The following is a 14,298-nucleotide window of genomic DNA, read 5'->3' as shown; positions in this document are numbered from 1 at the left end:
TCAACCAAAAACCATCAACTATCAACTAGCGAATAAATCCTACTCCTGCTGTTGTATTGGTTGTTGTATCAATTAAGATAAAAGCTCCGTTTGATTTGTTTTCGTTGTAAGCGTCAAAATATAAAGGCTTGCTTAGTTTGATGCTCACTTCTCCGATTTCGTTTATCGCTAATTGTGAAGCTTCTGTTGTTCCTGAATAATCAGTTGCAATCGTGTTTTTAATGCTTTCTACTTTTGCTAAAACTCTGTTCGTATTGTGCTGTACAAGATATTTTGTTCCTGGAACCAGTTTTTTACTGTCCATCCAGCAAACTGTCGTTGTAATATCTTTTTCAATTCTTGGAAGCTCGTCTGATTTTACAATCATATCGCCTCTCGTTACATTGATATCATTTTCTAATTCGATAGTGATTGAAGAACCTGCAGAAGCTTCGTCAAATGATTTATCGAAGAAGTGAATTTTTGAAACTTTTGATTCTGTTAAAGAAGGAAGAACTGTTACAGCATCTCCAACTTTAATAGAGTTTCCGTATAATTTCCCTGCATAACCTCTGAAATCGTGGTATTCTTCTGTTTTTGGACGAATAACGGTTTGAACTGGAAAACGTGCTTTTCCTGCCTCATAAACATCATGAGAATGCAATCCTTCTAAATGTTCTAAAACAGTTTGTCCTTCATACCAAGGCATATTTTCTGACTTGTCCACAACGTTTCCACCGTTGATTGCGCTTAACGGAATGTAGCTTACATTTTGCTCTTTGAAAGTGCTTTTTGCGTTTAATGCCTCAAAATCAGCTTTGATTTTATTGAAAACTTCTTCTGAGTAATCTACTAAGTCCATTTTGTTGATGGCAACGATTACTTCTTTTACTCTCAATAAATTGTTGATGAAAAAGTGACGATACGTTTGCTCGATAACGCCTTTTCTAGCATCGATTAAAATGATAGAAACCTGAGAAGTCGAAGCTCCTGTAACCATGTTTCTTGTATATTCTACGTGACCTGGAGTATCGGCAATAATGTAACTTTTCTTTGCAGTAGAAAAATAAATATGCGCAACGTCAATCGTGATTCCCTGCTCTCTCTCTGCTACTAATCCGTCAGTTGCCAAAGAGAAATCTAAATAATCGTATCCTTTTTGTTTACTACTTTTTTCGATTGCTTCAATTTTATCTGTAGTCAATGATTTTGTATCGTACAATAATCTTCCGATCAAAGTACTTTTTCCGTCATCTACACTTCCTGCTGTTGCTATTTTTAAAACGTCCATTCTGTAATATTTTGTTTCAGGTTTAAAGTTTCATGTTCTCGCGAAACTTAAATCTGTATGTTTTTGTTTTCTTGATTTTTACTTTTAAAGGTTCTGAATTGTATTAACAATTCATCATTAACAATTATTAAAAGTATCCTTGTTGTTTTCTTTTCTCCATTGCAGCTTCAGAACGTTTGTCATCGATTCTGGCACCTCTTTCAGAGATAGTTGATGATCTGATTTCTCCAACCACTTCTTCGATTGTTGCTGCATAAGATTCAACAGCGGCTGTACAACTCATATCTCCAACGGTTCTGAAGCGAACAATTCTTTCTTCGATTTGTTCGTCTTCTTCTTGGTACACAAAAGGAGAATGCGACCAGATTAAACCGTCTCTCAAAAAAACTTTTCTTTTATGTGAGAAATAAATAGACGGAATCTCGATTTTTTCTTTTTCGATATAACTCCAAACATCTAATTCTGTCCAGTTTGAAATTGGGAAAACACGAACGTTTTGTCCATTTTCAATTTTTCCATTCAAGATATCAAACAACTCAGGTCTTTGATTTTTTTCGTCCCATTGTCCGAAATCATCACGAACAGAGAAAATACGTTCTTTAGCTCTTGCTTTTTCTTCATCACGACGCGCACCACCAATACAAGCATCAAATTTAAATTCTTCAATTGCATCCAAAAGTGTTGTAGTCTGCAAGCTATTACGGCTTGAATATTTACCAGTTTCTTCAACTACTTTTCCTTCATCAATAGCATCCTGAACATTACGAACAATCAACTCTAAACCTAATTCTTCTACCAATTTATCTCTGAAAGCGATTGTTTCAGGGAAATTGTGTCCCGTATCAACGTGTAATAGAGGAAACGGAATCTTAGCAGGGAAAAATGCTTTTTGTGCCAAACGCACTAATGTAATAGAATCTTTTCCTCCTGAAAAAAGTAAAACCGGTTTGTCAAACTGTGAAATTACTTCTCTGAAAATATATATCGCTTCACTCTCTAAAGCGTTTGTTTTTAATACTGAACTCATTGTTTTTTTGTTTGATATTTTTGTTGTAAAAATTTTGTTTCAGGTTTAAAGTTTCAAGTTTTCTGCCTAATCTAAAATCTCCACTCTTTATTCTATTCTCTTTAACCTCACCGGATTAAAATCCGGCGCTACAATATGAATCGTTCCTCCGGAACTAAAATCTATATTCTTTATTCTTTGTTCTATTTTCTATTTTCTTAAACAAAGTCTTGCCTCTTGCCTCTTTCTTCTAAAAAAATCTATTCTTTCTTGGCACTATGCAAACCACACTCTTTATGGCTTGATTCCCACCACCATCTTCCGGCTCTGATATCTTCACCTGGAAAAATGGCTCTTGTACAAGGTGCACATCCAATACTTACGAAACCTTGTTTGTGTAAAGCATTTTGAGGAACATTGTTTTCAGAAAGATAGGTTTCAACTTCTTCTAAAGTCCATTTAAGCAACGGATTGAATTTGATGATTTCGAAATTTCCATCGTATTCAAATAAGCTTAAATCGTGTCTGTTTTCTGATTGTTCTGCTCTTAAGCCTGTAATCCAAACTGAATTTCCTGCTAACGCTTTTCTTAACGGAACTACTTTTCGAATAAAACAGCACTCTTTTCTATTTTCTACTGAATCGTAAAAGCTGTTTGGTCCTTTTGTTTTCAAAAGATTTTCAACTGACGCCGCTTCTGGAAAATAAACCTCAATTGGCCTTTTGTATTTTTTTAATGTTTTATGAAAAACATCGTAAGTTTCCTGAAATAATCTTCCTGTATCTAAAGTAAAAACGGCAATATCAGTGTTACTTTTTGCAATAAAATCTGTAATTACCTGATCTTCCTGACCGAAAGAAGTCGAAAAAATTACTTTTCCCGGAAATTTTTCTGCTAAAAAAACTAAGGTTTCGTCAAGCGAAAAATCTTTAGTTTTCTCTAATAATTCTTGTACAATACTCGCACTCATAATCTCTTCCTTTCTAAAATTATCTTTTAAAATAATTTAGATAATGTTTTTAAACTCAATAATATAATTAGAATTCCAACCGCAACCATCATAGGTTTTCTTTTAATTTTATTAACCAAATAAGCTGCTAATGGCGCCGAAATAACTCCTCCTAAAATCAATCCGATAATTACCTGCCAGCCGTGGATTCCTCCAAAAAGCATGAAAGTGATACCGCTCGCAAATGAAATTGCAAACTCAGCTGCGTTTACAGAACCAATGGTATATCTCGGATTTCTTCCTCTTCCTAATAATGTTGAAGTCACAATTGGCCCCCAGCCTCCTCCTCCAACAGAATCCATAAAACCTCCAAAAACAGCTAAAGCGCCCAATTTTTTAGTTTTCTTTTTTACGATGCTCTTTCTCAATGCTTTTTTAATGATAACAACTGCCAGAACAATCATATAAACTGCAATAAATGGCTTAATAATATCTCCATTGATTACATCAGACAACAAATAAGCTCCTGTAATAGAACCTAATACTCCAGGAATCAACAAATGTTTTACCAACTTCTTGTTGATGTTCCCGAAACGATGGTGCGAAAGTGCCGATGCTCCCGTCGTAAACATTTCTGAAACGTGAACTGCGGTACTGCTTATAACTGGCGGAACTCCATAAGCCAATAAAAATGAGGTTGAAGTTGCTCCGTAACCCATTCCTAAAGTCCCATCAACTAATTGAGCGAAAACTCCAATGGCAAAAAATACTAAGAACTCTTCATTAAAACCATTTACAAATCCATCCCACGTAAATTCAGCGTGATGATTGTATATTAATACAGATAATAAACTTGCAAGCAAAACGACAGGTATGACAACCCACAAATTTCCTTTTGATAAAGCATTAGACTTGATCGCAGTGTTGTTCAATTTAAGTTCATTTTCCATATTTCTAAGATTTTTTACTCTTAAAAATCTATTATCCTATCGGCTTAGTAGATTACTTTGCAAATGTACTATATATTTTGAAATATCAAAACAATATATTTAGTTTTTTACAGAAGCTATCCTACTATAAACCAAGACAAAAGAGATTTAATAAAGGATTAATAATTTATTTAACAAATTAGGCACTACTTCGTTAGATTGTAACAGCGTACTTTAATTTTGTGATTTGTAAAAATACACATTTAATCTCTACCAAATCCATAGGATAATTATAAAATTGTTATTATTTTAGCGGCAAATATTTTTTCATGGATTTTCAGATCGGTCTTGTAATTGCGGGTTTAACAGTAGGCTTTATTGTCGGGTTAACAGGTGTTGGCGGTGGTTCTTTAATGACTCCTATTTTATTATATTTTGGCATTTCTCCAACAACCGCAGTAGGAACCGATTTACTTTACGCCGCTTTTACCAAAGCCGGAGGAGTATTTGTACATAACAAGAAGGGAAACATCAACTGGAAAATTACAGGCTGGCTTACTTTAGGAAGCGTTCCCGCCGCCTTATTGACTTTATGGATTTTAAATAGCATTAAAACCGATATTGAAACTATAAATCGCGTTATTAAATACAGTTTAGGATGGGCCTTATTGTTTACTTCTGTAGCAATTATATTTAAAAAGAAACTTTTGGCTTTTTCTCAAAAGCATGCTGGAGATAAGTTTCATAGCGAAAGCACGACTCAAAATATGCTGACTATTGGAATTGGCGTTTTATTAGGAGCAACAGTAACCTTAACATCTATTGGAGCTGGAGCACTCGGAACTGTTACTTTATTTTTTCTTTATCCATTATTACCGACTCCTCGTTTGGTTGGAACCGAAATTGCTCATGCTGTTCCGCTAACTCTTGTTGCCGGAATTGGTCATGCTTCAATGGGAAATCTAGATTTAGGATTATTGAGCCAATTACTAATGGGATCGCTTCCTGGAATCTATATGGGAAGTATGCTAAGCGGAAAAGTGCCCGATCAGCTTCTTAGAAACGCAATCGCCGTAATGCTTTTCATGGCTGGATATAAATTGATATTTTAAGGCAATTTTTTAAACCATATAAGTCATATTTAAACCATATAAGTCATATAAGTTCATTTAACAAGCTTTCTGCAAAGACTAAAAGAACTTATATGACTTATATGGTTTATTTTTTTTAGAATGCTATATCTGCCAAAGAGTTGCTTTCTAATATTTTAAGTGTGTTATCACGAACTTCTGTCATTAAACGTCGTGCTGCGCAAGTGGATTCATCATCGCAGTCATCGCATTTTTCGTAGAAATTATGGCTTGCACAAGGCAATAACGCAATTGGTCCTTCCAGAATGCGGTATACTTTGGCCATACTGATATCTTTAGGATCTTTTATCAGGTAATAGCCTCCGCCTTTGCCTTTTTTTGCTCCCAGAAAACCTGAATTTCTTAGCAATAACAAAATACTCTCTAAAAATTTAATTGAAATGTGCTCGCTTTTTGCAATTTCTGCAATTTGCACAGGCTCATTATTCTCACGTCTCGCTAAATAAGTTAAAGCTTTAATTCCGTATTTTGTTTTCTTTGAAAGCACTATTTTATGTTTTAAATTGTAGAATGCAGATTCTAGATTTCCTAAAAATGAACAAACTCCATATTATTCTGCAACAAAAATAGACTTTTTAAATGAGAAAAATAATAGTTAGATAGTTAAATTCTACTAATTCTATCAAATTACTTCGTTAGTCCCGATTAAATTGAATTCATGAAACATTCTCATTTCTTCTTCCAAAGCTTTTTTGTTAACTACATAAGTATGAGAGATAGAATCATGCCAACCTCGCGATCCTCCCAAAAAAGTAAATGCATCAAACGGAATAAAACGGCACAAGCTTCTTCTAAAAATAGTAGCAAAACCTGGTTTTTGCCCATTTTCATCTACCACAACAGTCCCCGTGATAAATTTTGCGATCGATCTTGCAAACAATCCTTCCATAACCAGATAATAAGTAAACGAAATAATAATGGCAATAACATTCCATCCGAAATCTCCCAGATTATCCATCCAAACTCCAAGCTCTGTAAATCCTAAACCAATTAAAACTCCCAGAAAAACGGTAACCATCATAAAGACGACAATAGAAAAGAACAGATCTATGAGGTAATTTAAAAAACGTGCTCCGCTGGAAGCTAGCAATTTATCATCTAGAATGTAAGTAGTGTTGCTCATATGCTAATTGGTTATTTTTACTAAATATAGTTTGTTGGTTACAACAAAAATATACTTTTTACATCAACAACCATAAAAAAGAATGACGATTTTTAACAGTAATAAATTTACAGTTAAAAATCGTCATAATATAATTCAGAAATCTAAAAATCTGAAGTCTAAAATCTTAAATTAAGAAAGCGCTTGCTTTAAATCTGCGATTACATCTTCTACAGTTTCCAAACCAACAGAAACACGAACCAATCCTTGTGTGATTCCAACTGCTAATTGATCTTCTTCAGATAATTTGCTGTGCGTTGTAGACGCTGGATGTGTAACAATTGTTCTTGTATCTCCAATATTTGCTGATAATGAACAAAGCTTAATTGAATTCAAGAATTTTCTTCCCGCTTCGATTCCACCTTTAATTTCAAATGCAATGATGTTTCCACCCGCTTTCATTTGTTTTTTGGCAATTTCGTATTGTGGGTGCGATTTCAAGAACGGATATTTTACACTATTTACATTTGGATGGCTTTCTAAAAATTCCGCTACTTTTAAAGCATTTTCGCAGTGTCTATCTACGCGAACAGCCAATGTTTCTAAACTTTTTGACAATACCCAAGCATTAAATGGCGCTAAAGCCGGCCCTGTATTTCTAGAAAACAAATAAATCTGTCTGATTAAATCTGCGTTTCCAACAGTAACTCCACCAAGAACACGTCCTTGTCCGTCGATTAATTTTGTAGCTGAATGAATTACTAAATGTGCTCCAAACTTAATTGGCTGTTGCAAATAAGGCGTTGCAAAACAGTTATCGATAATTAAAATCAAATTGTGTTTTTTAGCAATATTGCCCAACAACTCTAAGTCAATTACATCTACTCCAGGATTTGTTGGAGACTCAGCGTATAATATTTTGGTGTTTGGCTTAATGAAACTCTCGATTGTCTCCGGTTTGTTAATTTCGAAATAAGAAGTTTCGATATTCCATTTTGGAAAATAAGTCATAAACAAAGCGTGAGTAGAACCAAAAACACTGCTCGCAGAAACAATATGATCTCCAGAATTCAATAACGCAGCGAAAGTAGAATATACTGCGGCCATTCCAGTTGCAAAAGCATAACCCGATTCTGCACCTTCCATTTTGCAGATTTTATCTACAAATTCTGTTGTATTTGGATTGCTGAAACGGCTGTAAATATTTCTTTCCTTTTCTTCTGTAAAAGAAGCTCTCATGTCTTCTGCATCTTCAAAAACGAAGCTTGATGACAGGTACAAAGGCACCGAATGTTCTAAATATTGAGATCTTTCTAATTGTGTTCTAATGGCTTGTGTTTCAAAACCAAATTCTTCTGTATTCATTGTGTTGTTATTTTTTTTTGTTTTTTTGTTTCAAGTTTCAGGTTTCAAGTTAAAACTGAACTTAAATTCAAATGTTTAGAATTAATTATCTAATTGTCTAATTAACTCATTTTCTAATTTACAAAGCCTCGTTATTTAAAACTACTTTGTATTTTATTGTAGCTGTTGGTTCAACTGTTTTGGCAACTGAGCAGTATTTCTCGAAAGAAAGTTGCGCCGCTTTTTTTGCTTTTTCTGGATTGATTTCCCCTTCTAAATAGAAAACCACATCGATTTCTTTAAAAGGTTTTGCTTCTTCGATTTGTACGCGTGTACCTTCAACCTCAGCATTAAAAGAAGTGATTTCCTGACGTTGTTTCTTTAAAATTGAAATCATATCGATAGCGCTGCATCCTGCAACTCCCATTAACACTAATTCCATGGGGCTAGCGCCCAAATCGCTTCCGCCAAACTCGGCTCTGCTGTCAACGTCAACTACGTGTCCGCGTTCATTTTTTACTTTAAAATGAAATGCGTCATTTACTCTGTTTAAAGTTACTTTCATTGTGTTGTTATTTTTTTGTTTTTTGTTATTCTTGTCCTTGCGAGGAACGAAGCAACCTTACTAACAATCACACAAAGCTTGATTCTGCAAATGTGATTGCTTCGTTCCTCGCAATGACAAACTAGGCTTTTTACCCTTTATCAGATAATCTCAAAATATCTCCAAAAACTCCTCTAGCTGTTACTGCAGAACCTGCACCGGCTCCTTGAATAACGATTGGACGATCTCCGTAAGATTCTGTGTAAATTTCGAAGAAAGAATCAGAACCTTTTAGTCCTCCAAGCGCTGTGTCTTTTGGAACTGAGACTAATTTTACTTCTAAATTTCCTTTATCATTCTGCAAATCTCCAGACAATTCACCAATGTACCTTAACACGTGATTTGGCTGTTGTTCTGCTTTTATTTTAGCATAAATTGGATCAAATTCTTTCAGTTTTGTCAAGAAATCGGCTGCGCTTCCTTCACGCAAGTGTTCTGGAATTAAATTCTGAATAGAAATTTCTTCAAATTCATTTTGCAAATCTAATTCTCTAGCTAAAATTAATAATTTTCTACCAACATCATTTCCGCATAAATCTTCACGCGGATCTGGTTCTGTATATCCGTTATCAATTGCTTCTTGCAAAATTTCACTAAACGGAGCATCTTTAGCAGAGAAATTATTGAATAAATAACTCAATGTTCCAGAGAAAACGCCTTTAATTTTAGTGATGTTTTCTCCTGAAAGGTGCAGCAATTTAATGGTGTCGATTAATGGTAAACCTGCACCAACATTGGTTTCGTACAAATAATTCTTTTGATTTTCTGCTAATGCTTTTCTCAATTCTTTATAAAAACCGTAGCTTAACGTATTGGCCACTTTATTTGAAGAAATCAAATCGAAACTGCTTTCTACAAGCGGAATATAGTTTTCTACGAAAGCTGCACTTGCCGTATTATCGATTGCAATTAAGTTTTCCAAATGATGTTCATTCGCATAAGCGATAATATCTTTTATGGTATACGCTTCTCCTTTTGTCTGAATATCGTTTTTCCAGTTGTCTGTAACTCCGTATTTGTTTAAAAGCAGCTTTTTTGAATTCGCTATAGCGAAAACATTCAGCTTAATATCTTTACGTTTTTCAATTGCTGAAGCCGACTCCAAAATTTGGTTGATCAAAGTTCCGCCTACTAATCCGTGACCGAAAATCGCAATGTTGATCTTTTTAGAAACCCCAAAAATCTCACCGTGAATTACGTTTAATGCTTTGTTTAGTTCTTCTTTTTTAACAACCAAACTCACGTTTTTACCCGTAACAGTGTTGTTGAACAAAATTGGAACAATTTTATTTTTGATTAAAGCCGTATAAGGCTTGTGGAAAGTGCTCAAATCTTGACCAATAATCGAAATTACTGATACATTATCTGTTACCGTAATCTGATTTACATCTTTAGAATAAAAGTCATTTTCAAATTCTTTTTCCAATTCTACAACTGCAGTTGTTGCTTTATCAGTTGCTACCACCAATCCGATTCCTCTTTCTGAAGAACCTTGCGAAATGATGCTCACGCTGATATTGTGATCGCCCATTACTTTAAAAATTCGAGCGTCAACTCCAGCTTTTCCAAGTAATCCGCGTCCTTCAAGATTTACTAATGATACATTTTCTAAAACAGAAAGCGTTTTAATTCCTTCTTTAGAAGAATCTGAAGTGATTAAAGTTCCACGGTTTTCGTGGTTGAATGTATTTAAAATTCGCAACGGAATATTCTTTTCCAACAAAGGAATAATCGTTTTGGCATGAAGAATCGTTGCACCGAAATTTGCTAATTCATTTGCCTCGTTAAACGATAAATATTCGATTTTCTTTGCATCTGCAACCAAGTCTGGATTTGCAGTGTAGATTCCGTCTACGTGCGTGAAGTTTTGCAGTTCTTCAGCATTAAGATAATTTGCAATTAACGAAGCGGTATAGTTACTGCCATTTCTACCTAAAGTAGTTGTGTCGTTGTTGTTATTAGATCCAATGAAACCTGTAACTATATTAACCGTTTCTCCGTTATGCTCTTTAAAATAATTGACTACGTTTTTCTTTGAAAGCTGCTCTAAAGGCTGCGCATCACCAAATTTAGAATCGGTTTTTAACAATTCTCTTGTGTCTACAAAATTGGCTGGAATTCCTTTTTCCAATAAAATAGCCGTCAATAATCTGGCTGAAAGCAATTCTCCTTTTGACAAAATCTGATCTTTGATTTTTTTGCTGTAATCGCCAATTAAGCTTACACCTTCAAAAAGTTTGTCTAAGACATTAAATTCTTCCGACAAATCCACTTGTGGGTAGTCTGATATTTGGTATTTTTTAAAATTCTCTAATAATTCTTTGTAACTGCCGTTTTTAGCAGCAATGCTTAAGATAAATTCAAGCTCGTCTGTCGCATTTCCGCGGGCAGAAACTACAACGGCAATTTTTTCACCTTGATTTACTTTATCAGAAATGATAGAAACAACTTTGTTAAGTCCTTCTCCGTTTGCTAATGATTTACCTCCAAATTTTAATACTTTCATTTTATTTCTTTATTGTTTCTGCCTTAAAAATGTCGGCAAGTAAATGATCTAATTGTTTGTACTCGATTAAAAAAGCGTCATGTCCGTGAACCGAATCAATTTCGCTATAGAAAACATTGTCTTTAAACTTCTTCAACTCTTCGTAGGTTTCTACGTTTTCTTTTGCTGTAAAAAACAAATCTGAATTGATTCCGATGATATGAATTGAAGCTTTTGTTTGAGACAGTAAGTTTTCAAAACTTTCACTATTTCTAGTAATATCAATTGTTTTAAGCAACTGATTCATTAATTTATAAGAAGACAATTGGAATCTTTTTTGCAATTTTTTTCCGTGGTGCGCCAGCCAGCTTTCGATATTAAAAATCAGCAGCTCTTGGTTGATGGTTCGCTGAAATTTTTCTTTGAATGATTCTGGCGAGCGGTAACAAAGCATTGCATGTATTCTTGCATCTTCGATTGGTCGGGAAGAATTGTTTAGAATTTGTTCCTGAAGAAAACAGTTTGCGATAAGCCAATCTGTAGATTTCCAGTCGCTCGCAATCGGAATAAGATTTTCTGTGATGTTTGGCGCTAGAGCTAAAATTTCCCATGCAATTCCTCCACCAACAGAACCTCCAATAATTGCAAAAAGCTTTTCGATATGTAAAGCTTTTACGCCTTCGATAAAGATTCTCGCAATGTCTCTGGCTGTAAAATCAAGATAATTATCGATTAAGAAAGAGTTGCTTCCATTTCCTGGAATATCAAAGGCCAAAATGGTATAAACAGCAGTATCGATCGTTTTACCTTCGCCAATTAAGTCATTCCACCAGCCATTTTCTCCCGTTACTTGCGAGTTTCCTGTTAAGGCATGATTAACCAAAACAATAGGCGCACTGTACAGCGATTGTCCTGCAAGCGTAAAATTTAATGGTATAGAATGATAAGTTGCACCACTTTCTGTGATGAAATCTTGAATTATAATGGGATTTGGTATATTTTCCAATTTCAAATCTGTTGTATTATTGATTTGTATATGGAAATATTAAAAAGAAAAACTAGGTTTAACTAGAAAAAATCTTGTTGTTATCTTTCCACGTTTGGCGTGGTAGAATGTAGCACCTTCTTCGTTTTACCGAAGGGTTGCTAAGGCTTCATCGGGTCTAATCCCTCGTCCTTTCTTTATAACATTTCAATACGTGTTTGAACTTAACGAGTGCAAATTAACTACTAATTTCTCTAACAAACAAATTTTATCTAAAAGTGTTTGTTAAATTTCTGAGACTTACTTTAGCAAAAACTATTATACGCAAAAATTTACCGAACAAAAATGCCCAGTAAAATTAAGCAGGTTTTACCCTAGTTTATGATACTTTTCCGTTTAGATAAAAAGCGTTTCATTTTCTTTTGAATACATCAAAAACAATAAAGAATTGGGTGCTTTTTTTTCAGCAGCTTTACCCTCTTCTGTTGTTCCAGCCTCTATTCCGAATCTTGGATGAGCCAATTCGTTTGTTGGCGGCGGGTTATTGTTTTTTCTTGTCCTTCTGTTTTTCAAATCTGAAATTTTTCCTGCTAAGTAGTTCAATGTGCTCATGGTATTAAGTTTTAGTTAAGTTGTGTTTTATAATCTTTATTTCTCGTTTATCATTTTGTTAAATCCTTTTTTGGAATAAAAAAACCCTTTTGGATTTTTAGATACCAAAAGGGTTTAAGTTTTACACTTACATATACTTTTAGTATCAACAGACGTATGCGCAAATAAGCGCGACAGTAAACATCTTGTTCATCTGTACGGATTTATTCATCTGTGATTTATATTGTATTTTATTTAAATTCTGCATTTGCATTAAATTAAAAAGCCTCCTAATATTTCTTAGGAGGCTCTTACTATATTATTATTGTATTCTTACAATTTTTTCTAAGCAATAGACACCCCAGCCTCGGTCTTAACCGAAATGGCACAAAACATTTTGTTGACTTTTAAGTTCATTTGATTTCTAGTAGTTTTTGGGTATAACAAATATGCAAATATTTTTTTTATTACACAAATAATAATCAAGAATTTAATTACAAAATTCGTTGAAAATGTGTTTTTTAACGTCAAAAAACATCTTACAAAAACGAAAACGAAATAATACGGGTAAAAAACCTACAAAACAAAACCGTTTTTCTTTATAATTCCATTTGACAAATCAATTTATCAAAGAACTTCTTCTCTTTTTTTTCTTATTAAGCCAAAAAATTACAGCCAAATAGCTTCTTTGGCCCTAATTCTTTCTGCAATTTTTAGAATATCAGTTATTATTCCTCTAGAAATTGCTTGTTTGCATGGCGGAGCGCTCTGAATTACAATCGGAATATCTGCGTAAGATTTAGTGAAAATTTCAAAAAGCGTGTCAGAACCTTTTAATTGTCCGATTGGAGAATCTGCTGTTTCCGAAATCAATTTGGCTTCTAATGTGCCTTTTTCTACATCAAACTCACCAATATAACGAAGCACATGATTTTCTGCCTGAGTTATTTTGGCTATCTTAAAAGATTTATCAACGGCTTCCTTATTTAATACTCCGTTTTTCTCCAAATGCTCTTCGGTTATAAAAGGTTTGATTTTAATATCTGAAAGCTCAAAATCTTTTCCAATTTCTCTGGCCAATATCAAAAGCTTTCTGGCAGTATCATTTCCCGACAGATCTTCTTTAAAATTTGACTTCATTAAACCTAAAAGGCTCGCATCTTTCAAAACAGATGAAAATGTAGCCTCTTCTCCTGAAAATCGATTAAAAATATAGCTCAGATTATCAGAGAAAACACCTCGAATCTTGGTGATTTTTTCTCCTGAATAATACAAATCTCTTAAAGTCTGCAGCACAGGAATTCCAGTTTCAACCGATGTTTCATACAAAAACTCCTTGTCGTACTTTTTAAGATTGGCTCGCAGCTCTTTATATAAGTCAATCGGGAGCGTGTTGGCTTTTTTGTTTACTGCTACTATATTAAATCCGTTTTTGATTAGCGTATTATAATGCTTTACCAACTCATCGCTGGCAGTTGCATCTACGGCAATTAAGTTTTCGAATTCATTTTCTTGCGCAAACTCGACAATATCTTCTATTTTAAAAGGAACAGCCAACTGTCTGAAATTAGTTTCCCAAGCATAACCTACGCCTTCTTTCTCAAAAAAAGCAACCGTAGAATTGGTTATAATTGGAAAGTGAAAATCAACATTTTTGCTTTCAAGAAAAAACTCTTGACTTTCAACAATCTGATTAATCAAAGTGCTTCCGATATTTCCAATTCCGAAAAGGATAATGTTTATTTTAAGCTTTGACATAATTTCTAACTTTTTAATTTTTTAAACCATATAAGTCATATAAGTTCATTTTAGAAGAGGCGAATCTCTGTGCGCTTAAATTTCAACACAACGATTTAAATAAACTTATATCACTTATAGGGT

At 34.0% G+C, this 14,298-nt stretch carries 13 protein-coding genes and 1 riboswitch; of the genes, 1 reads left to right on the top strand and 12 read right to left on the bottom strand.

Going from position 1 to position 14,298, the window contains the following annotated elements:
* Window positions 1-25 precede the first annotated feature (25 nt).
* The 4 genes from J7574_RS04755 to J7574_RS04740 all read right to left on the bottom strand — a co-directional run bounded on the left by J7574_RS04755 (window position 26) and on the right by J7574_RS04740 (window position 4,176).
* Window positions 26-1,270, bottom strand: coding sequence for a GTP-binding protein (locus J7574_RS04755; protein ID WP_290964889.1), 1,245 nt, complete (start codon window positions 1,268-1,270; stop codon window positions 26-28).
* 127 nt (window positions 1,271-1,397) lie between these two features.
* Window positions 1,398-2,297 carry a sulfate adenylyltransferase subunit CysD gene (gene cysD, locus J7574_RS04750; RefSeq protein WP_008466601.1) on the bottom strand — a complete coding sequence of 300 codons (900 nt, stop codon included), beginning with the start codon at window positions 2,295-2,297 and terminating at the stop codon, window positions 1,398-1,400.
* Between the two features lie 239 nt (window positions 2,298-2,536).
* On the bottom strand, window positions 2,537-3,247 hold the full coding sequence (locus J7574_RS04745; RefSeq protein ID WP_290964886.1) for a phosphoadenylyl-sulfate reductase: 711 nt from the start codon (window positions 3,245-3,247) through the stop codon (window positions 2,537-2,539).
* A gap of 26 nt (window positions 3,248-3,273) precedes the next feature.
* Entirely contained in the window at window positions 3,274-4,176 is a 903-nt protein-coding gene (locus J7574_RS04740) for a sulfite exporter TauE/SafE family protein (RefSeq protein ID WP_290964882.1), read from the bottom strand.
* A gap of 308 nt (window positions 4,177-4,484) precedes the next feature.
* On the opposite strand from J7574_RS04740, the gene J7574_RS04735 reads away from it, so the two are divergent.
* Window positions 4,485-5,267: a sulfite exporter TauE/SafE family protein gene (locus J7574_RS04735; protein WP_290964879.1), complete on the top strand. Its 783-nt coding sequence runs from the start codon at window positions 4,485-4,487 to the stop codon at window positions 5,265-5,267.
* Window positions 5,268-5,382: 115 nt separating this feature from the next.
* Here the strand turns inward: J7574_RS04735 and J7574_RS04730 are convergent, their stop codons facing one another.
* The 8 genes from J7574_RS04730 to J7574_RS04695 form a co-directional block, all read right to left on the bottom strand.
* Window positions 5,383-5,793 carry an Rrf2 family transcriptional regulator gene (locus J7574_RS04730; protein WP_012023576.1) on the bottom strand — a complete coding sequence of 137 codons (411 nt, stop codon included), beginning with the start codon at window positions 5,791-5,793 and terminating at the stop codon, window positions 5,383-5,385.
* A gap of 135 nt (window positions 5,794-5,928) precedes the next feature.
* Window positions 5,929-6,429, bottom strand: a complete 501-nt coding sequence (locus J7574_RS04725; RefSeq protein WP_290964870.1) for an RDD family protein — start codon at window positions 6,427-6,429, stop codon at window positions 5,929-5,931.
* Between the two features lie 171 nt (window positions 6,430-6,600).
* On the bottom strand, window positions 6,601-7,773 hold the full coding sequence (locus J7574_RS04720) for an aminotransferase class I/II-fold pyridoxal phosphate-dependent enzyme (protein ID WP_290964867.1): 1,173 nt from the start codon (window positions 7,771-7,773) through the stop codon (window positions 6,601-6,603).
* Between the two features lie 118 nt (window positions 7,774-7,891).
* Window positions 7,892-8,317 carry an OsmC family protein gene (locus tag J7574_RS04715; protein ID WP_026728534.1) on the bottom strand — a complete coding sequence of 142 codons (426 nt, stop codon included), beginning with the start codon at window positions 8,315-8,317 and terminating at the stop codon, window positions 7,892-7,894.
* 130 nt (window positions 8,318-8,447) lie between these two features.
* On the bottom strand, window positions 8,448-10,862 hold the full coding sequence (thrA, locus tag J7574_RS04710) for a bifunctional aspartate kinase/homoserine dehydrogenase I (RefSeq protein ID WP_290964860.1): 2,415 nt from the start codon (window positions 10,860-10,862) through the stop codon (window positions 8,448-8,450).
* Window position 10,863: 1 nt separating this feature from the next.
* Window positions 10,864-11,847, bottom strand: coding sequence for an alpha/beta fold hydrolase (locus J7574_RS04705; protein WP_290964857.1), 984 nt, complete (start codon window positions 11,845-11,847; stop codon window positions 10,864-10,866).
* A 77-nt stretch (window positions 11,848-11,924) separates the two neighbouring features.
* Window positions 11,925-12,032: riboswitch (SAM riboswitch) on the bottom strand.
* A gap of 190 nt (window positions 12,033-12,222) precedes the next feature.
* Window positions 12,223-12,438: a hypothetical protein gene (locus tag J7574_RS04700; protein WP_290964855.1), complete on the bottom strand. Its 216-nt coding sequence runs from the start codon at window positions 12,436-12,438 to the stop codon at window positions 12,223-12,225.
* A 648-nt stretch (window positions 12,439-13,086) separates the two neighbouring features.
* On the bottom strand, window positions 13,087-14,175 hold the full coding sequence (locus J7574_RS04695; RefSeq protein WP_290964853.1) for an aspartate kinase: 1,089 nt from the start codon (window positions 14,173-14,175) through the stop codon (window positions 13,087-13,089).
* Window positions 14,176-14,298 lie beyond the last annotated feature (123 nt).

This window comes from Flavobacterium sp. (assembly GCF_017744675.1).
Taxonomy (GTDB): domain Bacteria; phylum Bacteroidota; class Bacteroidia; order Flavobacteriales; family Flavobacteriaceae; genus Flavobacterium.
Note: the sequence above shows the minus strand (reverse complement) of the source record. Positions and strands in the feature narration are given on the sequence as shown.

What these genes read in the sequence shown, in the direction of transcription:
- J7574_RS04695 (WP_290964853.1), bottom strand. Translation starts at nt 14,175, where the DNA reads ATGTCAAAGCTTAAAATAAACATTATCCTTTTCGGAATTGGAAATATC.
- J7574_RS04755 (WP_290964889.1), bottom strand. Translation starts at nt 1,270, where the DNA reads ATGGACGTTTTAAAAATAGCAACAGCAGGAAGTGTAGATGACGGAAAA.
- J7574_RS04715 (WP_026728534.1), bottom strand. Translation starts at nt 8,317, where the DNA reads ATGAAAGTAACTTTAAACAGAGTAAATGACGCATTTCATTTTAAAGTA.
- J7574_RS04745 (WP_290964886.1), bottom strand. Translation starts at nt 3,247, where the DNA reads ATGAGTGCGAGTATTGTACAAGAATTATTAGAGAAAACTAAAGATTTT.
- J7574_RS04720 (WP_290964867.1), bottom strand. Translation starts at nt 7,773, where the DNA reads ATGAATACAGAAGAATTTGGTTTTGAAACACAAGCCATTAGAACACAA.
- J7574_RS04725 (WP_290964870.1), bottom strand. Translation starts at nt 6,429, where the DNA reads ATGAGCAACACTACTTACATTCTAGATGATAAATTGCTAGCTTCCAGC.
- cysD (WP_008466601.1), bottom strand. Translation starts at nt 2,297, where the DNA reads ATGAGTTCAGTATTAAAAACAAACGCTTTAGAGAGTGAAGCGATATAT.
- thrA (WP_290964860.1), bottom strand. Translation starts at nt 10,862, where the DNA reads ATGAAAGTATTAAAATTTGGAGGTAAATCATTAGCAAACGGAGAAGGA.
- J7574_RS04740 (WP_290964882.1), bottom strand. Translation starts at nt 4,176, where the DNA reads ATGGAAAATGAACTTAAATTGAACAACACTGCGATCAAGTCTAATGCT.
- J7574_RS04735 (WP_290964879.1), top strand. Translation starts at nt 4,485, where the DNA reads ATGGATTTTCAGATCGGTCTTGTAATTGCGGGTTTAACAGTAGGCTTT.
- J7574_RS04700 (WP_290964855.1), bottom strand. Translation starts at nt 12,438, where the DNA reads ATGAGCACATTGAACTACTTAGCAGGAAAAATTTCAGATTTGAAAAAC.